The following is a 23,727-nucleotide window of genomic DNA, read 5'->3' as shown; positions in this document are numbered from 1 at the left end:
ATGAATATTAAAGGACAAACCGCGCCTCTACCGATGGCAAATGTAGATACCGACGTCATCATGCCCAAGCGTTTTTTGATCACCATTACTCGCGAAGGACTCGCAGACGGAGCATTTGCTGATTTGCGTTTTGATGATAACGGTGCCCGTCGCCCTGAATTTGTCTTAAATAAACCGGAATGGAAGAATGCGTCGATCTTGATTGTGGGCGATAACTTTGGTTGCGGGTCTAGTCGTGAACATGCGGTATGGGGAATGATGCAACTGGGGGTCAAGGCCATTATCGGCACCGAGTTTGCCGGCATTTTCTACGACAATGCGCGTAAAAACGGCTTGGCTTTGCCAATGGTAACGGCTGAGGAACGTGACAAATTGATTGAACTGGCTTCTAATTCAGAAGGTTACGATATTGAAATTGATGTTGCTTCCCTCAAGATTATCGGTGAAAACGTGGATGTTGATTTCACCATGGATCCAGCAACTCAGCGAGGGTTGATCGAAGGTCGTGATGATACGTTGGATACGCTGAAATTGGTGTCAGACATTCAAGCCTATGAAGCAAAGCTGAATGACAATCAGCATGTCAGCGTTCAACAATAAATAAGTAAACGGGATAGGTGGGGCTATTGGATATTAGGCAATTAGAGTGTTTTGTGGCTGTTGCTGAAGAGCTACATTTTCGCCGTGCTGGCGAACGTCTTGGGCTAAGCCAATCAGCGCTGTCTGAACGTGTTGCTGCACTGGAATACGAAATTGGCGCACCGCTGTTTTTCCGTACCACGCGACAAGTCAGCCTGACGCAAGTAGGTGCGGTCTTTCTTGGCGATGCCAAACGTATTTTGAATGATGTTGAAACGTCACTTTCTAAAGCAAAGCACAACGTTGGGGCTGCGTTAAAAAACATTAGAGTGAGCGGTGTAGATGAAGCTATCTCGATGATTTTACCACGAGCATTGCTCGAGTTTAGGAAAACAAACCCAGATGTTCATGTACAGGTATTAGAGATTTCATCCTCTGATAAACATACACAAGAACTGGTTAATCATCGCACCGATATTGCTTTTGTACGCACACCACCCGATGACGAATATATCACCAGTGAGTTGCTTCAACGCCAAGAGGTGATGGTTGTTTTATCGAATAGCAACCCTCTGTCAAAAGCAAAGTCACTTAAGACAACCGATTTGGTTGATGAAGCATTTGTTGGTTACCCTAAACATGCGCGACCTATTCTTCACAATATGTTGTGGCACAATTTTCGTAAAATTGGCGTTCAGCCAAAAGTCACCTGCGAAATAATCGATAAATCGACCATGCTTCAGTTTGTCATCAATGGCCTCGGTATTGCTTTGACCCCTGCATGGGTTAAAAGTATTGCACCAAAAGGCGTCTCCTTCGTTCCATTTGATGCTGATGACGAAAAAATCGAGCTGTATGTCGCCTATCGAAAAGCGAGTAACTCGCCAACAATCGAAGATTTTTTGAAGGCGGTAAAAGTCGTGATCTGATTTAAGCTGTTCACTGAATCCCTTGCTCAAATTTGCCGCTAGCAACCTTGGGTATATTTATTCTGCGTTTGGTTGGGTTGGTTTTAACGGTGATTCACCGTCGAGCGAAAAGGCATGGATTTCCACGACTGTGGTGTCGATGCTTACCCTGAGTTTGTGAGCGTGAAATAACAATACTCAGTTATAAGACACAAACCGTTACAAATTTCGACAGTTAAAAAGCCCCACATCGAAGAGATGTGGGGCTTTTTTCATCTATCTGAAAAAAGCGAGTATTGCGAACAAATCCGTAACATGTATACTAACGATACTGATAAACGTTCTCATTACAGTTTCGGTTTAGGAAGGGAAGAAAATGAAAAAATTGTTGTCAGCATCTGCGTTGGTGCTTGGAGTTGTAGGTACTACTGGTGTTGCGAATGCTGCGGAAGAAGTGAATGTATATTCTTACCGTCAGCCATTTTTGATTGAACCGATGCTAAACGAGTTCACCAAGGAAACCGGCATTAAAGTAAACGTGAAGTTTGCGAAAAAAGGCATGGCTGAAAAGGTTGAGCAAGAAGGTGAATACAGCCCTGCAGACGTTCTGCTAACGGTTGATATCTCTCGTCTGATGGAACTTGTAAACAAAGATTTGGTTCAATCTGTTGATAGCAAAATCATTGATGAGAACGTTCCTTCACAATACCGTGACAGTGAAGACCGTTGGGTCGCACTGACCACACGCTCTCGTTCTGTTTACTCTTCACGTGATCGTGTGGGTAAATTGGGCGACGACTTTGACTACATGGATCTTGCAAAGCCTGAGTGGAAAGGAAAAATCTGTACACGCTCTGGTAAGCATCCGTACAATGTATCGTTAGTTTCTGCTGTTATCGCAAACCACGGTGAAGCAGAAGCAAAAGCTTGGTTGGAAGGCGTAAAAGCTAACCTAGCACGTAAGCCGCAAGGCAATGACCGTGGCCAAGTGAAAGCAATCTCTGAAGGCCTGTGTGACGTGTCACTGGGCAACAGCTATTACCTTGGTAAGATGCTGGCAGATGAAGAGCAAAAAACATGGGCTGACAGCGTATACCTGAACTACCCGGGCAAAAACGCGAACGGTACTCACGTAAACATCAGCGGCATGGCAATGGCGAAATACGCGCCGAACAAAGACAACGCGCAAAAACTGATGGAGTTTTTGACGTCAGACGTAGCACAGCAAATGTACGCGGAAGTGAACTTCGAAGAGCCAGTTAAGCCGGGCGTTGCACGCTCTGAGCTTGTTGCTTCTTGGGGTGAATACACCGCAGACGATTTGCCGCTAGAAACTATTGCAGAGAATCACACCAAGGCGATGAAACTTCTTGATGAAGTGAAGTTCGACCTGTAATCGTTTCATTCTGTAATAGTAAGGGGGAATAACATTCCCCCTTATGCTATCTGACGCCATGATGTAGTAGGCAATGTTAGAACAGAACCGATTTTTGAAAACCAGTAGCTGGGTGTTTTCCCTGCTGCTGGTTTTGCCGATTTTAGCGATCTTCTATACCGCAGTCGGCGAAAGTGATGATGTGTTTGGTCACCTGATGTCTACGGTGATGGGAACGTACACGCTAAATACTGTGCTGCTGGTTGCGGGTACTGTCTTTTTATCCCTTCTGATGGGGATCCCCTCAGCTTGGCTTATGGCCAATTATTGCATTCCCGGTGACCGTTGGTTGCAATGGGCACTTGTTTTGCCGCTCGCCATGCCAGGATACATCGTCGGGTATATCTACACCGATTGGTTCGATTATGCGGGACCCATTCAACTCTTCTTGCGTGATGTCACCGGTTGGACGAGCGCTGCACAATACTGGTTCCCCGATCTTCGCACCCTTCCTGGGGCATCTTTTGTTCTGGCGTTGGTGTTGCACCCTTATGTTTACCTGCTTGCACGTGCTGCATTCATGGAACAGAACCTGACGCTGACACAATCCGCCCGATTACTTGGCTGCTCGCCAATGCAAAGCTTCATGCGTGTTTCGCTTCCGCTGGCAAGACCTGCGATTGCGGTTGGCGCATCGTTAGTGGCGATGGAAGCCTTAGGGGATTTTGGTACCGTGAATTATTTCGCGGTCAGTACGCTCACGACGGCGGTATACGATACGTGGCTTGGCTATTCCAACCTGAACGCCGCCGCGAAAATCTCTGCCATCATGTTGGTAGTGATATTCCTGCTTATCAGCAGTGAGCGATACAGTCGCCGCAAACAAAAACTCTTTAGTCAAAATGTCAGTGCCGACAAAATTGCCAAAGCGCCACTGCAAGGGAAGTATAAGGTGCTTGCCACCGTTTGGTGTTGGGGGCTTTTTGCTATTGCCTTCCTTGCGCCACTCGGTCAGTTGTTGATTTATGCGTGGGATTATCACTCGTCTAGCTCGATTGAAGACTTTATCCAATACAGCTTTAACAGCTTGTATGTGTCTTCCATTGCCGCAGTTATCGCGCTGGTGATAGCACTGCTAGTGAATTTCTACCGCCGTTTCTCAGCCACACCAGCGAGCAATGTGCCGCTGCGTATGTCTTCATTGGGATATGCCGTTCCCGGCACTGTGCTTGCGATTGGCGTGTTGATCTCACTGACCAGTATCGACCACGCCATTAATGATGTTGCAAAAGCCATGGATTGGGGAAGACCGGGATTGTTGTTCTCAGGCACCATGTTTGCCTTGCTGACAGCATTTGTGGTGCGCTTCAGTGCTGTTGCGATTGGTAGCGTTGAATCAAGCCTTGCCAAGGTATCACCGTCTCTGGATATGGCAGCCCGCACCATGGGATGTAATGCGAAAAGCATCATTAAACGTGTGCAATTGCCGTTAATTCGTCGTGGTTGTTTGATTGCGATGTTGCTGGTGTTTATCGAATCGATGAAAGAGCTCAATGCGGCTTTGTTGCTGCGACCTTTTAATTTCGAGACCTTGGCGACCTACGTTTTTAACTATGCATCTGATGAACATCTGGAATACGCGGCGCTGCCTGCTATATTGTTGGTCGTCGTGGGGCTGATTCCACTTATCATGATTAACCGTTCTTTGGAGCAAAGCCACTCATGAGTAATGCGCTTTCCGTCAGTGATTTGATTTGTCGTTATAACGGCCAAGCCGTGCTGAGCGATCTATCGCTGGATGTTGAAAAAGGCGAAATTGTCTGTCTTCTTGGGGCGAGTGGTTGCGGTAAAACGACGCTACTAAAAGCGATTGCAGGCTTACTACCGCTTGATGGCGGCAAGATGACGATTAATGGTCGTAAGATCATTGATGAGAAGTGTAATGTGCCGCCAGAGCTTCGTAATGTTGGCATGATTTTCCAAGATTATGCATTGTTCCCGCACCTTACCGTGGGAGAGAACGTTGCATTTGGTCTGACAGGTTGGGACAAATCCCACATCACTGAGCGTGTGAAAGAGATGCTGTCGCTTGTAAAGCTTGATGGCCTAGAAAACCGTTATCCTCATCAGTTGTCAGGTGGTCAGCAACAACGCGTTGCGATTGCGCGCGCATTGGCCAGTAAGCCAGATCTGTTGCTGTTGGACGAGCCTTTTTCGAACATAGACACGCAAGTGCGTCACAGCTTAATTCAAGAAATCCGTAAGATTTTTAAGCAGCAAGGTGTCACTGCAATTTTCGTTACGCACAGCCGTGAAGAGGCGTTTGCCTTTGCAGATAAACTGGCGGTGATGAACCAAGGTGTGATTGAGCAGTACGGTAGCGCCACAGATCTATACTACCGTCCAAGCAGCCGATTTGTTGCCGATTTTCTCGGCCACGGTTCTTACGTGCCTGTTTCTTTGAATGATAACGAGAGCATGACGACGCCGCTGGGTGATTGGCCGGTTGAACAAAAAGCCAATGGCCATGATCTAGAATGGTTGATACGCCCTCAGAACCTGACAATACTTCCTGATGACACGGGTGATGGTGTGGTATCTGAAGCCCAATTTATGGGCGACAGTTGTCGTTATTTGGTGGAAGTGAACGGTCAAACCTTGATGGTGTATTCCAATCAATTGCTGGATGCTGGCGACAAAGTGAAATTGGACATTCGTCCTCATCCTCCCATCTTGTTTAGCGTTGAATAGTCCTGAACTTGAAGAAGAAAAAACCGGCGAATTCGCCGGTTTTTTTATGTTTCTTAACTGAAAGCTACGAGCACAACATATCGATGTAGCCGTCAGCTTGGCGCGCCAATGCATCTTTATCTGGTTGCTGATGCGTTTGCAGATAAAGAATGTAGCAAATGCCATCGAACATACGGGCCAACTCAAGTGGCGTATGTGTCGTTTCTAGCTCTTTTGACTCAATGCCTTGGGCAAACAAGATAGTGAAGCGATCAAGCACCACGTTTTTACCTTGTACAAAATTCGGCCAAATGTCTTCGCGAATGGATGTGCTCCATTCGAACCAGACTTTCAGCCAATCTTTGTCTTCCAAAGCAGCATCAATGAGTTGCAAAGCAACATGAGAAAGCGTGCTCCTAACATTTTGATGCTCGACGTTGGTGCTTTCGAGAATTAATTGGTGAAACTCGCGTTCTGCTTCATTCAGAACGGCATCAACCAACTCTTCGCGGGTAGAGAAATAATTAAAGACGGTTGCCACCGATACATGCGCCATGTCTGCGATGTCAGCGTGTCCAGCTCGGCCAATTCCTCGTTTAGAAAACGATTCTAAGGCGAACTTTAATAGCTGTTCTTTTCGCTGTTCGGGCGATAATCGGGTGCGTGTGCGTCCACTTGAAGTAGCCATCCTAGCTCCTGCCAACTTTACGGTAACTGAGTGTTTTTGCTTTATTTTTTATTTGTTTGCACATGTAAATGTACATGTGTGTGTAAAGTGTACAACAGCAACTGGTTGCTTAACAATGTCATCCCCGACGTTATGCGACGAAATTTTGACAATTTTCGAGAGTAGGATCGTAGATTGCTCAGTGATAGAATGTCCGACCTCAGTGACACAGGTAGTTAGACGGGAATACCGTCGAGGTTGATAATGAAACATACCGTAGAAGTAATGATTTCAGAGCAAGAAGTACAACAACGCGTAAAAACGTTGGGCGCTGAAATCACAGAGCATTACAAAGACTCCAATGATTTGGTCATGGTTGGCCTATTGCGTGGTTCATTTGTGTTTATGGCGGACCTTTGTCGTGCCATTGACTTACCGCACGCTGTCGACTTTATGACTGCATCAAGCTACGGCAATACGATGGAAAGCAGCCGCGATGTGCGTATCCTGAAAGATCTGGATGATGACATCAAAGGCAAAGACATCTTGCTGGTTGAAGACATTATCGATACAGGTAATACACTGGATAAAGTGCGTGAGATTCTGTCGCTGCGCGAGCCTAACTCTATCCGCATTTGTACTTTACTGGACAAACCTGAGCGTCGAGAAGTTGACGTTCCTGTTGATTGGTATGGTTTCAAAATCCCTGACGAGTTCGTTGTGGGTGTGGGTATCGATTACGCGCAGAAGTATCGTCACCTGCCATTTATCGGCAAAGTTGTACCACTGGAAGACTGATTCTGGTGTGTCATTACAGGTTGGTATCCGGTTCGAGTAACCGGGTACGAGCGATGGAATGACAAACTTGCCGATACAAAAAAAGCGACCGTCATGGTCGCTTTTTTTATGTCTATTTGTTGTGTCGCTTAGTCAGCTGGCGGCACATATTTCGACATGGCGTTGTGGTATCCCGACTCCAGCGTTTCAATACTATTTGATGTCATCGCGAGATCTTTAAGCACGCCATCGCTGATGTCATAAAACCAGCCGTGGATTTTAATGTCCTGACCGCGATCCCATGCGTTTTTCAAAATGGTTGAGCTACCGAGGTTATACACTTGCTCTGCAACGTTGATTTCGCAAAGCAGATTGCCTTGTTCTTCCAAACTAAACGGGCTGAGGTATTTGCTGTGCTTACGGTACAAATCACTGATGTGAAGCAGCCAGTTATTAATCAGACCCAAGTTGGGGTTTTCGATAGAAGCATGGACACCGCCGCAACGGTAGTGGCCACATATAATGATGTGTTTAACGCGAAGAACATCGACAGCATATTGCACCACAGACAGACAGTTTAAGTCTGTATGAATGACCTGATTAGCGACGTTTCGATGAACGAATAGTTCACCTGAATCCAGCCCAGTAAGGCGCTCCGCGGGTACGCGGCTATCTGAACAACCAATCCAAAGATACTCAGGGTGCTGAGATTTTGCGAGGTCTGAAAAATACTCTGGATTGTCTTCCTTGATGGTTTTCGACCATTTCTGGTTATTTGCTAAAAGCTGCTTAATCTGTCCCATTGCGCCCCCAAATGCTCTAACTGGCGGAACACTATACACCACTAAAGATCATCATTAGATACAATTTAACACTTCGTCCTCAATATTTTAGCTCCTCTTACCACCTTGTACATTGGTATAACTATTTCAATTCGCCATTCGTTTTTATTGATGTCTGGTTATAGGCTTAACCCCGCTATCTATGCGGTATATCGCGCACCCTATCTAAAAATGACTATCTACATTCATTTTCCTGAAATGGGTTCATCAATACATGATCTTCACGTGTATTACGCCAGCGAAGTAAAAAGGCTGTTCTGATGTGGATTTGTATCGAGTGGAACGCATGGATGGCCGCTGCAATCACACATTATCAGGTTGTTTGAGTATACCCAAACAACCTGATGATGCTCGATGTCAGAGGCCCTCAGAGTGTTCAATTCAAGGCAAATTCTTGTAGGAATAGTCATTCTATTTCACAGGGATTTAACGATGAAGTGGACGCTCTGAGGGCCTCCCTTCGGGCGAGTTTACTGACGCCATGCTCGGTGTTGTCCCTTTTTGATGGAGCGCACTACATCGGCAAAGGGACGCCTTGACCATAACATCAGTAAAGCTCGCTGAATCCGGCATCTTCAAGTTGTTTGGGTATATAATAGCGGCGCAGTTCGGTGGCTTGCCGAAAAAGGAAGTACAACACAGGGAGCAAGTAGTGAACTTTGACCGATTTAAGCATTGGAGCCTAAAAGGCGACATTTTTGGTGGTGTGACGACCGCAATCATTTCTTTGCCCTTGGCGCTGGCCTTTGGTGTTGCTTCGGGCGCGGGTGCAGAAGCGGGATTGTGGGGCGCAATATTAGTTGGCTTATTCGCGGCCTTATTTGGCGGCTCGTCCTCACTGATCTCAGAGCCAACCGGCCCGATGACCGTTATCATGACGGCGGTATTAACCTCCATGATGGCGCGCTACCCAGAAACGGGCATGGCAATGGGGTTCACCGTTGTGATGATGGCGGGTGCATTTCAGGTATTGCTGGGTACGCTAAGGCTCGGAAAATACGTCACCCTGATGCCCTACAGTGTGATATCCGGCTTTATGTCAGGTATCGGTGTGATACTGATATTGCTACAAATCAGCCCATTGATGGGACATCCCGCACCTGCTGGTGGCGTAATAGGAACGCTACAAGCCTTCCCTGACACCGTGTTAAACCTGAGTTTTAAAGAGCTTTTGTTAGGGGTGTTGACCCTCGCCATCCTTTTCTATTTTCCCAATAAATACCGTCGTTATGTCCCGGCGCAGCTTGTCGCTTTGGTGTTGGTGACGCTGCTTTCTTTATTGATTTTCGATCTCGACAGCATTCGACGCATTGGTGAAATTCCGACAGGGTTGCCGTCACTTGTGCTGCCTACCTTTACACCCGAAATGCTCACCACCATGGTTATCGATGCGTTGGTGCTGGGTACGTTAGGGTGTATTGATACCTTGCTAACCGCAGTTATCGCAGATTCGTTGACGCGTGAAGAGCACAATTCGGACAAAGAATTGCGCGGGCAGGGTATCGCAAACATGGTGTCAGGCTTATTCGGTGCATTGCCTGGTGCAGGCGCAACCATGGGCACTGTGGTCAATGTTCAGGTGGGGGCGAGATCTCCCTTGGCTGGCATAGTGCGCGCACTGATTCTTGCGGCTGTCGTGCTGGTGGCGGGCTTCTTAACCGCCCCTATTCCGATGGCTGTGCTGGCAGGTATTGCACTGTATGTCGGTATTAATATTCTCGATTGGAGCTTCTTGCAGCGCGCCCACAAGGTGAGTAAGCACCAAACCGCCATCATGTATGGCGTGATGATCTTGACTGTCTTTGTGGACTTGATTGTGGCGGTGGGACTCGGCGTCTTTATTTCTAACATTATCGTGATCGAGCGTTTGAGCCGCGAGCAAGCAAAACAAGTACGCGCAATCAGCGATGCGGACGATGATGATGTGCCTCTTTCCGAAGACGAGCGCGCTTTATTGGATGAGTCTGATGGAAAGGTATTGTTTTTCTATCTGTCAGGCCCGATGATCTTCAGCGTTTCGAAAGCGATCTCGCGTCAACATGCGAAGATCGGCGAATACCGCGTCATGATCCTCGATTTGAGCGATGTACCGCTCATCGACATGACCGTAGGGTTGGCGCTTGAAAACGCCATTAAAGATGCGCGAGAAGCGAACTGTACTGTCTTCTTGTTATGCCCTCATCAGCAAACCAAAGAACAATTAGAGAGACTTCACGTTGGAGATTGGATCAGCGATCCACATGTCTTCGACTCGCGTCATGATGCATTGCATGCAGCGAAACGGCTCACTGAAGTGATGCCTTAAACACATATTCAGGGAATTATGAAAGCAATCGAAATCGATAATCTGGTCAAAGTGTATGGCACAGATACAAAAGCGCTGAAAGGGGTTTCTCTTTCGGTGCAGCAAGGGGATTTCTATGCCTTGCTAGGCCCTAACGGGGCGGGGAAATCAACCACTATCGGCATCATCAGTTCCTTGGTCAACAAGACCTCAGGCAAGGTGAAGATTTTTGGTTATGACATCGACACCGATCTTGTTGAAGCCAAAAAGCAGCTGGGTCTCGTGCCGCAAGAATTTAACTTCAACCAATACGAAAAAGTTGAGCAAATTCTGCTAAACCAAGCGGGTTACTACGGCGTAGAACGTGCTGAAGCAAAAGTACGTGCGAAGAAATACCTGTCGTTGCTGGATTTGTGGGAAAAACGCGATGAGCCTTCTCGCACGCTTTCTGGCGGGATGAAGCGTCGATTGATGATCGCGCGTGCCTTGATGCATGAACCTAAACTTCTCATTCTTGATGAGCCAACAGCAGGCGTGGATATTGAATTGCGCCGCTCAATGTGGACGTTTTTGAAAGACATCAACGCGCAAGGCATCACCATTATCTTGACGACCCATTACCTTGAAGAAGCGGAAATGTTATGTCGCAACATCGGCATCATTAACCGTGGTGAGTTGGTGGAAGACACCTCGATGAAGGCGCTACTGAAAAAGCTGGATGTGGAAACCTTTGTGCTAGATCTGGCTCCAGACAGCAAGGTGACACATCTCGAAAACGTAAAATGGCTGCAAGTGGATGATCATACCTTAGAGGTGGAAGTGCACAAAGACACGGGATTGAATACGGTGTTTGCACAGTTGTCAGAACAAGGCATCCAAGTACTTTCTATGCGAAACAAAGCAAACCGATTGGAAGAACTCTTCGTGAATCTCGTGCGTAACAGCGAGGAGGCATCAGCATGAACAAAGCCTATTGGGTTGCATTTAAAAGCCTACTGATTAAAGAAATTACCCGTTACAGCCGTATTTGGGTACAAACATTGGTACCACCAGCCATCACCATGACGCTGTATTTTGTTATTTTCGGTAACCTCATTGGTAGCCGTATTGGTGAAATGGGAGGCTTCAGCTACATGGCATACATTGTGCCGGGTCTGATCATGATGTCGGTGATCACCAACTCTTACTCCAATGTGGCCTCGTCATTTTTTAGCACTAAAATGCAGCGTAACATTGAAGAGCTGATGGTGGCACCCGTGCCAAACTACATCATTATCGCGGGCTATGTGGGCGGCGGTGTGAGCCGAGGTTTAGCGGTCGGGTTTATCGTATCGATGGTATCGATGTTTTTTGTCGACCTGCACATCGCGCACTTGAGTGTGGTTATCGCGACCGTGTTGCTCACATCGATTGTGTTTTCGCTTGGCGGCTTGATCAATGCGGTGTATGCAAAAACATTCGATGACATCAGCATCATTCCAACGTTTATCCTGACGCCATTGACCTACTTGGGTGGTGTGTTTTATTCGCTGTCACTGTTACCCGAGTTTTGGCAGGGCGTGTCGAAGCTGAACCCGATTGTTTATATGGTCAATGCCTTCCGCTATGGCTTCCTTGGCGTGTCGGATGTCAGTATCGTGACGTCATTTTCGGTACTGGTTGCGTTTATTGTTGCGCTGTATTCGGTGGCTTGGTATCTGATCAGTCGCGGTATTGGGCTAAGAACGTAACAGCCGCGCTTTTGCGTGAGAAGAAAAACCATTATAAAAACAAAAAAACCGCCATTGGCGGTTTTTTTTATTCAGGCAAAAAGCAGGCACCAATGTGTTTGTGTGCTTATTCTTCGCTGCTTTCTTCGGTTTGTGCAACAGTCAGTTCAACCATCAAGTTATCAATCAAGCGAACTTGGCCCAGCTTCACTGACGCAAGGATAACGGCTTTCGACGTTTGTTCTGTCACCGGTTGCAGCGAGTGAGCATCACGAATGAAAATTTCATCCGGCTCAAGCCCTGCCGCGCGAAGCTGATCGTTACCATCAAGCACCAATTCGCTGTAATCATTACGACCACCGCGCATCTGGCTGCTGATCCAGCGTAGCGTTTTCGCAAGCACTGGCGCGCGCTGACGTTCATCTACCGTCAGACGAGAGTTGCGGCTGCTCATCGCAAGGCCGTCCATCTCGCGAACTGTAGGAACGGGAACGATGGTAATGGGTAACGCTAAATCTGCCACCATCTTGTTGATCACAGCAAGTTGTTGGAAGTCTTTTTCGCCAAACAAGGCAACATCAGGCTGAACGATATTGAACAGCTTGCTGACCACCGTCGCTACACCTTTAAAGTGACCTGGGCGAGATGCACCTTCAAGAATGTTTGAAAGAGAAGGTACTTCAATCGAAACGTGGTTATCCATGCCTTGTGGGTACATAACGTCTGCACTTGGCGTGAAAAGCACATCGATTGCTTCTGCATTGAGTTTGGCTGTGTCTTCTTCCAAGGTGCGAGGGTACGCCACAAGGTCGTCGTTTTTATCAAACTGCATTGGGTTAACGAAAATGCTAACAACAACGACGTCCGCGTTTTCACGCGCCTTTCTGACAAGGGTCAAATGCCCGTCGTGAAGGTGTCCCATGGTCGGAACAAATGCGATTCGCTGCCCCTCGCGACGCCATTGAAGGATCTGGTCACGTAGTGGAGCAATCTCAGCGATCACTTGCATAATTTCAGCATTCCTTAATTAAACGTCTGCTCTGGGCCAGGAAACTCACCAGTTGCAACTTCTTCGATATAGCGTGTAACGGCTTGACGTAAGTCACCCGTTTCCGCGAGGTAGTTTTTTGAAAAACGTGGAATGTAGTTCGCCGAAATACCAAACATGTCATGCATCACAAGGATTTGGCCATCGGTAGCATTACCTGCGCCGATACCAATAACCGGTACGCGAACCGCGTCAGTAATGCGTGCTGCAAGTGCTTTGGGTACACACTCAAGCAAAATAATTTGGGCGCCTGCCGCTTCAAGGGCAAGGGCATCTTGTAGCATTTGCTCTGCTTGTTCTTCGCTACGACCTTGTACTTTAAAGCCGCCGAAAATATTGACCGACTGTGGCGTTAAACCAAGGTGGGCACAAACAGGCACGGCGCGTTGTGTCAGCGTAGTAATGGTTTCTGCTAGCCAGCGTCCGCCTTCTACCTTCACCATGTTGGCGCCAGCTTTCATCAGCACGGCCGCATTTTCACAGGCTTGTTCTGGGGTAGAGAAAGACATAAATGGCATGTCAGCCATTAACAAGCAGCTTGGACTGCCTGCACGGACACTGCGCGTGTGGTAGGCGATTTCTTCAATCGAGACTGACAGCGTGTCACTCTTACCTTGAAGCACCATACCCAAAGAATCACCGACCAGCAGTAGTGGCATTTCTTGTTGTTCGAAAAGCTGCGCAAAACTCGCATCGTATGCGGTTGCGGTAGCAAACTTACGCCCTTCCTGCTTCCATGTCATTAGGGTGTTTATCGTAATCTTTTTCATCTTGTCTCCCAAACCCTGCTTACTGTCTGAAAGGCGGCTTCGCCTTGTGGTCACGCGATAGCGGTAAGGCCGTTTCTATTAGCGACGGCCACTAAATCGGTGACTGCACTCCCATCGGGCAGATGTAAGTCAGGGGCAATTTCGGCGAGAGGGTAAAGCACGAACTCTCGCACTTTCATCCCGTAGTGTGGAACGGTCAACCGTTCACTGTTTATTTGCAGGTCACCAAAGAGGAGGATATCCAAATCCAACGTCCTTGGTCCCCAGCGCTCGTCCTTACGCTCACGACCAAACTCCAGCTCAATTCGCTGTGTCTGGTCAAGAAGATCTAACGGTTCGAGCAAAGTGTCAACAATTGCGACTGCATTAACGTAATCTGGCTGGTCTGAAGGTCCCATTGGTTTGCTGCTATACAGCGAGGAACAACAGACAAATTGTGTGTTCGGTAGCTGCTTTAACGCATCAATCGCCAAAGAGGCTTTTTCTACCGGATTGCCAAGATTACTGCCAATCGCAATGTAAACACGGATCATGATTCTTGGTTCGACTGCGGTTTACGACGACGTGGTTTCGCTTTGCGACGACGGCGTACCTTTTTCGTTGAGCTGGCTTTGTTCAGCACTTGAACCATGTCGTTTCGATCATCACGGTCTGCACGCTGGAAGTCATTCCACCATTGCGCTAACTCACTCAACTGACCGCCTTCGACCTTGCCACGCATATCAAGGAAGTCGTACGCTGCGCGGAACTTTTGTTGTTCTAGCAGTTTGTATGCACGGGTTCCTGAGCGGCGGCTTAAGCGAAGCTGCAATTGCCAAATGTCGCGGATCATCGCGGTAAAGCGACGAGGGATTGCAATCGACTTCACTTGTTCATCAAGGATGTCATTTGCAGCGACCATAAACGCATCGTAGTAGCTAAGACCACTTTCGAAGGCGATTTCTTCCGCGCGCGTTTCCAATGGGTACCAAAGCATTGCCGCATACATGAATGCTGGGTTAATGCGTTGTTGGGTCGCGATGCGTTCGTCCGTTGATTTCAGCACGAGTGCCATCATCTGCTCACACTTGCTGTTACGATCTTCAGTGAAGTGTTCTTCTAAGATCGGGAACAGTGGTGAAAACAGGTTGTACTCTCGAAGCATGACATAGGTGTCATAACCGTGACCTGATTGAAGCAGTTTTAGGCTTTCTTCAAACAGACGGGCTGACGGAATATCACGCAGCAAATGTGCCAGCGCTGGAATTGGCGCGGCAGTGGCTGCATTGATTTCCATGTTTAGCTTCGCTGCAAAACGCACAGCACGCAGCATGCGCACTGGGTCTTCGCGATAGCGTGTTTCAGGATCACCAATAAGACGGATCACGCGATTTTTAAGGTCTTCTACACCGCCTGCGTAATCACGAACAGAGAAATCATCAATGTTGTAATACAGGGCATTTACGGTGAAATCGCGGCGCTGTGCATCTTCGTCGATCGTGCCATACACGTTATCGCGAAGCAGCATGCCATCATTTGATTGTGATTGGCTCGCGTTTTTATCGCCTTTGCTTTCGCTTTTTTCACCTGAATGGTGACCGCGGAAGGTGGCGACTTCAATGACGTCGCGACCAAATAAAATGTGTGCCAAGCGGAAGCGACGACCAACGAGGCGGCAATTGCGGAACAATTTGCGCACTTCATCAGGGGTCGCGTTAGTGGCGATATCAAAGTCTTTAGGTTCTGTTTCTAACAACAGATCGCGAACACCGCCGCCAACAAGATAGGCTTCATACCCGGCTTTATTCAGGCGATAAAGTACCTTCAGCGCATTTTCGCTGATATCTTTTCTTGATATACCGTGCTCTTGGCGAGGAATGATTTCAAGCTTCAGGTCATCGATCTCGCGCACTTTATTATCGCGATTCAATACCTTACGGCAAAAGCTGGTAACTCGATTAAAGATAACTCACCTCGTATGTGACAGGTCGGGCCATAAAAACGACGGCATATCATATATCACGGCCCTGTATTTTAGAAAGCTGTAATAACTTCCGTTGCTGCTGGCAGCTTCTCGATCTGCCAATTTTCTATCCCCCAACCCAACAATGTTGGGATAGGGGCACCTTGTAATTCTATGGGTACTGGATGACCTAAAAAGGCCAATGCCGCTTCAATAGCGGGGCCTGGACGCGTGTTATCGATCGCAGGCGCGTGGTTTTGCTTAGAAAGCTTATTCCCGTCAGCATTGAGTGCAAGCGGCAAGTGTAAATAGCTGACCGGTTCTGCGCCCAACTTTTGATACAAAGAGACTTGTCGCCCTGTTGGCTCAATTAAATCTGCGCCACGAACCACTTCAGTGACACCTTGTTCGATGTCATCAAGTACCACGGCTAAATTATACGCGAAAAGGCCATCTCGGCGCTTAATGATAAAGTCTTCGCTCGCCATCGCGCTATCGAGGGGCATGATGCCGTGACGCACGTCAACGAACTCAGTGATGGGATTCTCTATACAAACGCGTACAGCCGCTTCTGCCGACGATAATGCACGATGACGACAGATACCGGAATAGACACCACCAGAATCTTTGATTTGCTTGCGAGTACATTGGCAATAGTAGGCTTGCCCTGTCTTTAACCAAGCTTCAATTTGCGCTTGATAGGCATCGCTGCGGGTGTGCTGATAGAGCACGTCACCGTCCCAGTGCAACCCGAATGCATCCAGTGTTTTCAAGATAGCATCAGATGCTCCCGCGATTTCACGCGGCGGATCGATATCTTCAATGCGTACCAGCCATTGTCCATGATGGGCGCGTGCTTGAAGGTAACTGCCGAGCGCAGCAATGAGCGAACCGAAATGAAGCGGGCCGGATGGCGAAGGGGCAAATCGCCCTATGTATTGCGTGTTTATCATAACCAAGGTTTACGTGTTTGTTTGGACACTGAAGTTTCACCTGAAACGAAAAAGGAAAAAGGGAGCCAAAGCTCCCTTTTTGCCATTATTCGCTGGAAAGCGTAAACCTTAGCCGGCCATTTGCTTTTCTTTGATTTCTGCGAGCGTTTTGCAGTCAATGCAAAGATCAGCAGTTGGGCGAGCTTCAAGACGGCGTACGCCAATCTCAACACCACAAGAATCACAAAAACCGAAATCGTCATCTTCTAAACGTTGAAGGGTTTTTGCGATCTTTTTGATCAGCTTGCGTTCACGGTCACGGTTGCGTAGTTCAAGGCTGAATTCTTCTTCCTGAGCTGCGCGGTCGACAGGATCTGGGAAGTTTGCGGCTTCGTCCTGCATGTGGTGAACGGTGCGATCAACTTCTTCACGAAGTTGGTTGCGCCACGCTTCAAGGATTTTACGGAAATGATCAACTTGCTGATCATTCATGTACTCCTCGCCAGCCTTTTCTTGGTAAGGTTCTAACCCGGCGGTAGCCAGGATGCCCAGCGATTTTTTTACTTTGCTTTCTGGCATGTAAGCGTTCTCCTAAATACACCCTGACCTGCTCGGTCAAAAGAGGGCGGTATCTATATCAGAAACCTATATACGAGGCAATCTTTGTTTTCGCCTTGCGTAACCCCATTGTGAACATGTCAGCATTTTTTCTCAGATCCGGTAAAACGGGACCTTGTTTTTTATGCTTATTTGGGCAGATGACAGCGCAGCTTGGTAGCAGATAATGTCTACTCCTGATGACGCTGCTTCTATAAGTAACTGATTATAGACCGCATCTATATGTTTTGCTGCGGAAACCTTCTCGATCCCTGAATGCAGGACCGCGAAAAACAGGACCGCACGCTTCCCTTGTTGCGCCAATGTAGCCAACTCTCGCAAATGTTTTTGTCCACGCGTTGTGACTGTGTCGGGGAAAAATCCCTGCCCATCTTTATCGAGTAATGTGACGCTTTTTACCTCGATGTAGCAATCTTCCCGACCTTCTGACTGCAACAATATATCTATGCGGCTTTTCTCTTCGCCGTAGGGCACTTCGGTTCGAAGTGTGTCATAACCCACGAGTTCTTCCACCACGTCATGACGTATGGCTTCAACCACAAGTCGGTTTGCCTGCGCGGTGTTGACACATATGACATGCCCATGTGCCGTTTCAGTCACTTCCCAACTGTTAGGATATTTTCTTTTTTCATTATCAGACGTGGAATACCACACGGTATCGCCGGGTGTTGCACACCCTGTCATTGCGCCAGTGTTGGCACAGTGAATGGTACGTTCCGTGCCATCAGGCAGTTGGACATCGGCCAGAAAACGTTTGTAACGTCGTATCAAGGTGGCAGGTTTCAATGGTGGATCAAAGTTCATGGTCATCCTTTAGCGAATAAGACGGAAAATCGGATTTTGGTGTTGGCTTGGCGATAGAAAGAGGCCAGGTGTTTAAGCAGGTATATTGCACGCCTTTATGTGTTGGATGAGGCGCCGATTGATAAAGGCCAAAACGCTGCACCGTCAGTGATGAAGACTCTCCCTCTTTATACGCATCTGAAATCGTATCAATAGCACCGGGTTCAACCTGTCGAAGCAGGCTTATATGGGGCAAGAAGTTTGGCGTGTTGGGCGTATCGCCTTTGTCTATGTTTAGTACGGCTCGGCTGAGCGTATTGATGGTTTCAGCCAAACGTTGAAGCTCGTCGGAGGGGTGAATACCCAACCAGAGTATTTGAGGCTTATTAAAGTACCCAAGAGATGCAGTGCGAAGTGAAAAGGCTGAGGCGTCTATTTTGTCTGCGGCGCGGCAGAGCGCGAGGTAATCTTGCTGCGAAACATTCCCGAGAAAAGCGAGTGTGAGGTGCAGGTTGTCATTGGGCACGGGTTGACCAAGCGGTGAAAGAGTGTGCTTAAGCCTAATGATCTCTGCTTTCGCCTGAGCGTTCTCTGGTGTTGAAAAATCTAATGCAAAGAACAGACGGCGTGTGCGTTCCATTCACTTTATCCTCATCAGTAAAAGCGATCGGCTTATGGGGGCTCTGGTGCCTTCATATCAGGCGCTGAATCCTGCATCTTGGGATTGTTTGGGTATACAATGCTCGCAGGTAATTCTGACACAAAGGCTTTTGATTTGTCACAGCTCCCCATCGACAGTGTGCTCGACGACATTATTTCGGCATTGGCTGAACACCCTCAAGTCATCCTCAAAGCGCCACCCGGTGCGGGTAAATCAACACGACTTCCTCATGTATTGTTAGAACGCGGTGTGTTCGACGGCAAAATCATTTTGCTAGAGCCTCGCCGATTGGCGGCGCGAAATATTGCGACTTTTTTGGCGAAAATTCGTGGTGAGAAAGTCGGAGAAACCGTGGGCTTACGTGTTCGTGGGGAGACCCGTGTCAGTGACAAAACCAGACTGGAGATTGTCACTGAAGGTGTGCTGACGAGAATGATCCAAGCCGACCCAGAATTGCCGGGTGTGGATCTGGTGATCTTTGATGAATTTCATGAGCGAAGTTTACATGCGGATCTCGCGTTGGCGTTGTCTTTAGATGTTCAGCAAGGCCTGCGTGATGATCTGACGCTTCTCGTGATGTCCGCTACCTTGGATGACAGTGCGCTCTCGGGGATGTTGCCTGACGCGGCCTACCTTGAGTCAGAAGGGCGCAGTTTTCCTGTTGAAGCACGCTATCAAACAGTGCCACGTCAATATGGCTACGAGAATGTGGTCGCAAGTGCAGTTGCGCAATTGCTTGAGAAAGAATCGGGCTCTGCTTTGGTGTTTTTGCCCGGTGTTGGCGAAATACAGCGCACTGCTGACGCGTTGCGCGACAGAGTATCAAGTGATGTGTTGATTTGTCCTTTGTACGGTCAGCTTACGGCCAAAGAGCAACAAGCCGCTATCGCCCCTGCGCCAAACGGTCAGAGAAAAGTGGTGCTTGCCACCAATATCGCTGAAACCAGTTTGACCATTGAGGGGATTCGTTTAGTGGTGGACAGCGGCATAGAGCGTGTCGCACGATTTAATCGAAAAACAGGCATCACCAAACTTGATACGATTCAAATAGCGCGCTCGTCAGCCGTGCAGCGCGCAGGCCGTGCAGGGCGTTTGTCTGACGGTGTGTGTTTGCGCCTTTACAGTGAAGAAACCTTTCAACGCATGCGCGCAGTGCCGGACCCTGAAATGACCACCAGTGACTTAACGCAGTTGGTGTTGGAGCTGGTGCAATGGGGATGCTCACCGCAAGACTTGCAATGGCTTGACCTGCCACCAACGCAGCACTGGCAGCAAGCCGTTAACCTATTAATGCAGCTGGGTGTGCTGGAGATATCTGGCGGGCTAACCGCTAAAGGTAAACGCGTTGCGGCACTCGGTACGGATGCCCGTTTAGGTGCGATGCTGGTGACTGCCGCAGGCTTTGATGCCTCAGCCTTGTCGACAGCGGCTTGGCTAGCTGCATGGGCGGAAGAGCCGCCAAGAGGAAATAGAGACCCAGACCTTCGCTTACAACTGATGAGCTTGGCGGGGCGCAAAGGGCCGCATTTGCAACGCGCCCAACAATTGGCGGAACGTTTGAATGGACGTTTGAATGGACGTTTGCCGTTAGATATTAAGGCTGATTGGCTACCTGTGTTGGCAGCCTCGGCATGGCCAGACAGGGTGGCGCAGTCGCGCGGCACGGATGGGCGGTATTTATTGAGTAATGGCCACGGTGCCAAGCTTGATGACCAACACCCAATGTCTGATGAAAAATGCCTGATTGCGATCGATCTGATGAGCGTCTCCCAAGGAGATAGCCGCATCTTTACCGCCTGCCGTGCTGACATGGATGATCTGCAAACCCAGTTACCTTCACTGTTTTCTCAACGAGAGTGGGTAGACTGGGACGATAAGAAAGGCGCGTTGGTGGCGGAAAAGCGGGTGTGCTGTGGTGACATCATTGTCTCTCGTACCCCGATCACCAACGTGAGCGACGAACACCGAACACAAGCATTGCTGCAAGCGGTGAAGCGAAAAGGCCTGTCATGCTTAACCTTGTCGGATAAGACACAGAGCCTGTTAACCCGTGCACGTTGTGCCATCGCATGGGAACTTGCTATTGCGCTGCCAGACATGGATGAAGAGAGTTTATTGCGCGAGCTGGATGACTGGTTTGCGCCGTTCATGAATGGCGTAAAAGGGATGAGCGGCCTAAAGAACGTGGATGTGTACAGCGCCCTCGAAGCACGTATTGGATGGGACAAGACAAAGCTACTGAATCGCTTGTTACCTGAAACCTACCAAGTGCCGACGGGGTCAACATACCGTATTCGTTACCATGCCGACCAAAAGCCTGCACTGGCCGTGAAAATGCAAGAAATGTACGGGCAGGCATCATCACCCACCATTGCGGATGGGCAAGTGACACTGGTGGTGGAATTGCTCAGCCCAGCGCAGCGACCATTGCAAATCACACAAGACTTGGCGGGATTTTGGCAAGGTGCTTACCGCGAAGTACAAAAAGAAATGAAAGGGCGATACCCCAAGCATGTGTGGCCAGATGACCCAGCAAATCATCAGCCTACCAAGCTGACGAAACGCCACTTTAAACCGGAATCTTGAACGACAAATCAATGACAAAACAAACACCAAAAAAAACGACGTCACGAACGCGTTCAAAACCCGCAGCCGCTAAATCTCCTGCTTCTAAGCGAGGCACGAAGAAAAGCCCACCGTCAAAAGGGTGGGGACGCCGCCTTTTATCATTGGGTTTCAAACTGGCATTGGTTGGTATTGCTGCGCTGGCCATTTTGGGGATTTACCTTGATGGGAAAATCCAAGAGCGCTTTGAAGGACAAATCTGGCAACTGCCTGCGGTCGTCTATGGTCGTGTTCTGCACCTCGCACCGGGAGAGCCCGTCGATATTTCAACGCTCAAACGAGAGTTGGATTTGCTTAATTACAACAAAGTGCGAAATCCGCAGCGCCCTGGGGAGTACTCCTCGTCGAAAACACGCGTGGAGTTAGTGCGTCGTCCTTTCGAGTTTGAAGATGGACCGGAACAAGCACAACACGTCATGATTTCCTTCAAAGATGGCGGTGTCAGTGCTATCAAGCAGTTAGACAGTGGCAAACAACGTGGTTATCTGCGTATAGAACCTAAGCTGTTGGGCATGATGGAATCTAACACTGACGAGCAGCGTATATTCCTTCCTCGAGAGCGTTTTCCTGAATTTCTTGTTGATGCCTTGCTGACGACTGAGGACCGTGATTTCTATCATCACGATGGTGTCTCTCCAATGGCGATAGCCCGTGCGCTTGTTGCGAACATTCGGGCAGGGCGAACAGTGCAAGGTGGTTCTACCTTGACGCAACAGTTGGCAAAAAACCTCTTCCTCACCCGTGACAGAACCTTGTGGCGAAAAGTGCAGGAAGCGTATATCGCCATCATTTTGGATTACCGTTACAGCAAAGACCGCATTCTCGAAGCCTACCTTAACGAAGTCTATTTAGGACAAGCGAGGGGACAGGGTGTACATGGTTTCCCGCTGGGGGCGCGTTTGTATTTCGGCCGTCCGATTGAAGAGCTTCGTATTGACCAATTGGCGTTGCTGGTGGGCATGGTGAAAGGACCGTCTTACTACAACCCTTGGCGATACCCCGAACGCGCTCAAGAGCGTCGAGATCTCGTGCTACGCATGATGATGCAAGGCAATGTACTGACCGCCAACCAATACGCGCAAGCGGCGGCGCGTCCGTTAGATGTTCAACAATCACCGAGTTTGAATAGCCGCCAGCCCGCTTACTTTGAGCAGCTAACCCGAGAAATTCGCGAGCGTGTTGGCAATCAATTTAATCCGGAAAGCGGACTACGCGTGTTCAGTACGCTCGATCCGTTGTCTCAGTCCTTGATTGAAAAGACGGTGGTGAAAAAGGTCAAAGAACTGCGCAAGGTCGCGGGTGACAAACTGGAAGCGGCGGTGGTGATTGCCGATCGTCAAAGTGGTGAAATTCGGGCCATGGTGGGTGGAAGCCGTCCGGGATATGCGGGTTTCAACCGCGCGTTGAATGGCAGTCGTCAGATTGGTTCGCTTTCAAAGCCTGCTGTATACCTTGCGGCGCTGTCTGAACCTGAGAAGTACAACCTTGCCACACCATTAGATGACAAACCTGTCGTGTTAAAAGGCGATCAAGGCAGTGAATGGCGTCCTCGTAACTATGATCGCAAATACCGCGGGCAGGTTCCTTTGCTCAAAGCATTGGCAAACTCTTACAACGTACCCACGGTGAACCTTGGTCTCGCACTGGGCCTGAATACCGTGATTGATACCTTTGATGACCTTGGTGTCGACCCCGCACAAATTACCCGCGTACCGTCTCTGTTGTTGGGCGCATTTACGCTCACGCCAATGGAAGTGACCCAGATGTTTCAAACGCTGGGCAGTGGTGGTCGCAAAGCGCCATTAACGGCGTTGCGTGCCGTGGTGACACAGCAAGGGCAGGTCCTTTATCGCAATTGGCCGAAGGCAAGTCAAACAGTCTCCGAGCAAGCGAGTTGGTTGACGATTTACGCCATGAAAGATGTGGTCAAATCAGGGACAGCGCGTTTCTTGCAGCCGTCTTTTGGATGGGCCGGACTTGCGGGTAAAACCGGTACAACAGACAACAATCGCGACAGTTGGTACGTAGGTATTGATGGGCGAGAGGTGGTGACTGTGTGGTTGGGGCGTGATGACAACAAATCGACCAAACTCACCGGCTCGTCCGGTGCATTGCGCGTTTATGCGGATTACATGACAGCGCGTCAGCCTGAGCCGCTCAATGTAAGTTGGCCTGCGAATTTGACCACGGTGCCGTATACGGTAAAAGACGGTCAATTTTTGACGGATTGTTTCAGTAAGTCAAAGCTACCAATGTGGGATCCGACGGGTGCATGGCGTAAGCGTTGTGATAAACCCGATCCTGTGGGTTGGTTTAATAGTTTGTTTAATTGATTTGTTAGAACAGAACGCGAGTATTGAGAGACGAGTTGCGAGATAAGAGGAAGAGCAGAAGTGCAAAGCGAAAGAGAATACGGATTAATTCTTGGTGCTCAGCTAACGCCGAACACACACTGATTCGCAATCTCGCAATCTCGC

21 protein-coding genes are annotated in these 23,727 nt (G+C 48.7%); 11 read left to right on the top strand and 10 right to left on the bottom strand.

All coding sequences use genetic code 11. The features are described 5' to 3' along the window. The 5 genes from leuD to BCT27_RS14980 all read left to right on the top strand — a co-directional run bounded on the left by leuD (position 1) and on the right by BCT27_RS14980 (position 5,613). Entirely contained in the window at positions 1–600 is a 600-nt protein-coding gene (gene leuD, locus BCT27_RS15000) for a 3-isopropylmalate dehydratase small subunit (RefSeq protein ID WP_102396138.1), read from the top strand. Between the two features lie 26 nt (positions 601–626). Then, positions 627–1,508 carry a LysR family transcriptional regulator gene (locus tag BCT27_RS14995; protein WP_102396137.1) on the top strand — a complete coding sequence of 294 codons (882 nt, stop codon included), beginning with the start codon at positions 627–629 and terminating at the stop codon, positions 1,506–1,508. A 355-nt stretch (positions 1,509–1,863) separates the two neighbouring features. Then, positions 1,864–2,883 carry a Fe(3+) ABC transporter substrate-binding protein gene (locus tag BCT27_RS14990; protein ID WP_102396136.1) on the top strand — a complete coding sequence of 340 codons (1,020 nt, stop codon included), beginning with the start codon at positions 1,864–1,866 and terminating at the stop codon, positions 2,881–2,883. Between the two features lie 73 nt (positions 2,884–2,956). Then, complete coding sequence (locus BCT27_RS14985; protein WP_102318501.1) at positions 2,957–4,588, top strand: ABC transporter permease; 1,632 nt, start codon at positions 2,957–2,959, stop codon at positions 4,586–4,588. Beyond that, entirely contained in the window at positions 4,585–5,613 is a 1,029-nt protein-coding gene (locus tag BCT27_RS14980) for an ABC transporter ATP-binding protein (RefSeq protein ID WP_102318500.1), read from the top strand. Before BCT27_RS14985 ends, BCT27_RS14980 begins: the two co-directional genes overlap by 4 nt. Before the next feature lie 64 nt (positions 5,614–5,677). Here BCT27_RS14980 and BCT27_RS14975 read toward each other — a convergent pair whose 3' ends face one another. After that, on the bottom strand, positions 5,678–6,280 hold the full coding sequence (locus BCT27_RS14975; RefSeq protein WP_102396135.1) for a TetR/AcrR family transcriptional regulator: 603 nt from the start codon (positions 6,278–6,280) through the stop codon (positions 5,678–5,680). A 243-nt stretch (positions 6,281–6,523) separates the two neighbouring features. Between BCT27_RS14975 and hpt the strand changes: the two genes are divergently transcribed. Next, a complete protein-coding gene (gene hpt / locus BCT27_RS14970; protein ID WP_017014310.1) occupies positions 6,524–7,057 on the top strand; it encodes a hypoxanthine phosphoribosyltransferase in 534 nt (177 codons plus the stop codon). 128 nt (positions 7,058–7,185) lie between these two features. On the opposite strand, the gene can is transcribed toward hpt, so the two are convergent. Next, positions 7,186–7,839 carry a carbonate dehydratase gene (gene can / locus BCT27_RS14965; RefSeq protein ID WP_102318498.1) on the bottom strand — a complete coding sequence of 218 codons (654 nt, stop codon included), beginning with the start codon at positions 7,837–7,839 and terminating at the stop codon, positions 7,186–7,188. Positions 7,840–8,530: 691 nt separating this feature from the next. On the opposite strand from can, the gene BCT27_RS14960 reads away from it, so the two are divergent. Genes BCT27_RS14960 through BCT27_RS14950 form a run of 3 tightly spaced genes read left to right on the top strand, consistent with a single transcriptional unit; the run spans position 8,531 to position 11,892 of the window. Then, the gene (locus BCT27_RS14960) at positions 8,531–10,183 is read left to right on the top strand and encodes a SulP family inorganic anion transporter (protein ID WP_102396134.1); all 1,653 of its coding nucleotides are present in this window, start codon (positions 8,531–8,533) and stop codon (positions 10,181–10,183) included. An 18-nt stretch (positions 10,184–10,201) separates the two neighbouring features. Beyond that, positions 10,202–11,125: an ABC transporter ATP-binding protein gene (locus tag BCT27_RS14955; protein ID WP_102318496.1), complete on the top strand. Its 924-nt coding sequence runs from the start codon at positions 10,202–10,204 to the stop codon at positions 11,123–11,125. Next, positions 11,122–11,892: an ABC transporter permease gene (locus BCT27_RS14950; RefSeq protein WP_102396133.1), complete on the top strand. Its 771-nt coding sequence runs from the start codon at positions 11,122–11,124 to the stop codon at positions 11,890–11,892. Before BCT27_RS14955 ends, BCT27_RS14950 begins: the two co-directional genes overlap by 4 nt. Positions 11,893–11,998: 106 nt before the next feature. Here BCT27_RS14950 and panC read toward each other — a convergent pair whose 3' ends face one another. From panC to thpR, 8 genes are all read right to left on the bottom strand, one after another. Further along, on the bottom strand, positions 11,999–12,880 hold the full coding sequence (panC, locus tag BCT27_RS14945; protein WP_102318495.1) for a pantoate--beta-alanine ligase: 882 nt from the start codon (positions 12,878–12,880) through the stop codon (positions 11,999–12,001). Between the two features lie 14 nt (positions 12,881–12,894). After that, positions 12,895–13,689, bottom strand: coding sequence for a 3-methyl-2-oxobutanoate hydroxymethyltransferase (gene panB / locus BCT27_RS14940; RefSeq protein ID WP_017008349.1), 795 nt, complete (start codon positions 13,687–13,689; stop codon positions 12,895–12,897). A 50-nt stretch (positions 13,690–13,739) separates the two neighbouring features. Further along, entirely contained in the window at positions 13,740–14,222 is a 483-nt protein-coding gene (folK, locus tag BCT27_RS14935; RefSeq protein ID WP_102396132.1) for a 2-amino-4-hydroxy-6-hydroxymethyldihydropteridine diphosphokinase, read from the bottom strand. Then, positions 14,219–15,634: a polynucleotide adenylyltransferase PcnB gene (gene pcnB, locus BCT27_RS14930; RefSeq protein ID WP_083256718.1), complete on the bottom strand. Its 1,416-nt coding sequence runs from the start codon at positions 15,632–15,634 to the stop codon at positions 14,219–14,221. The genes folK and pcnB overlap by 4 nt, the downstream gene beginning before the upstream one ends. 68 nt (positions 15,635–15,702) lie before the next feature. Next, a complete protein-coding gene (gene gluQRS / locus BCT27_RS14925) occupies positions 15,703–16,584 on the bottom strand; it encodes a tRNA glutamyl-Q(34) synthetase GluQRS (protein ID WP_102396131.1) in 882 nt (293 codons plus the stop codon). 108 nt (positions 16,585–16,692) lie between these two features. Next, positions 16,693–17,142 (bottom strand): RNA polymerase-binding protein DksA, encoded by a 450-nt coding sequence (dksA, locus tag BCT27_RS14920; RefSeq protein WP_017008353.1) that lies wholly within the window; start codon positions 17,140–17,142, stop codon positions 16,693–16,695. A 132-nt stretch (positions 17,143–17,274) separates the two neighbouring features. Beyond that, positions 17,275–17,985, bottom strand: coding sequence for a DNA/RNA nuclease SfsA (gene sfsA / locus BCT27_RS14915; RefSeq protein WP_102396130.1), 711 nt, complete (start codon positions 17,983–17,985; stop codon positions 17,275–17,277). Continuing rightward, positions 17,975–18,604, bottom strand: a complete 630-nt coding sequence (thpR, locus tag BCT27_RS14910; protein WP_102396129.1) for an RNA 2',3'-cyclic phosphodiesterase — start codon at positions 18,602–18,604, stop codon at positions 17,975–17,977. Before thpR ends, sfsA begins: the two co-directional genes overlap by 11 nt. Positions 18,605–18,703: 99 nt before the next feature. On the opposite strand from thpR, the gene hrpB reads away from it, so the two are divergent. Next, positions 18,704–21,211 carry an ATP-dependent helicase HrpB gene (hrpB, locus tag BCT27_RS14905; protein WP_102396128.1) on the top strand — a complete coding sequence of 836 codons (2,508 nt, stop codon included), beginning with the start codon at positions 18,704–18,706 and terminating at the stop codon, positions 21,209–21,211. 11 nt (positions 21,212–21,222) lie between these two features. Further along, positions 21,223–23,583, top strand: coding sequence for a penicillin-binding protein 1B (gene mrcB / locus BCT27_RS14900; protein WP_102396127.1), 2,361 nt, complete (start codon positions 21,223–21,225; stop codon positions 23,581–23,583). Positions 23,584–23,727 lie beyond the last annotated feature (144 nt).

The organism is Enterovibrio norvegicus (assembly GCF_002876705.1).
GTDB lineage: Bacteria > Pseudomonadota > Gammaproteobacteria > Enterobacterales > Vibrionaceae > Enterovibrio > Enterovibrio norvegicus_B.
This window is presented reverse-complemented; position numbering and strand designations above follow the sequence as displayed.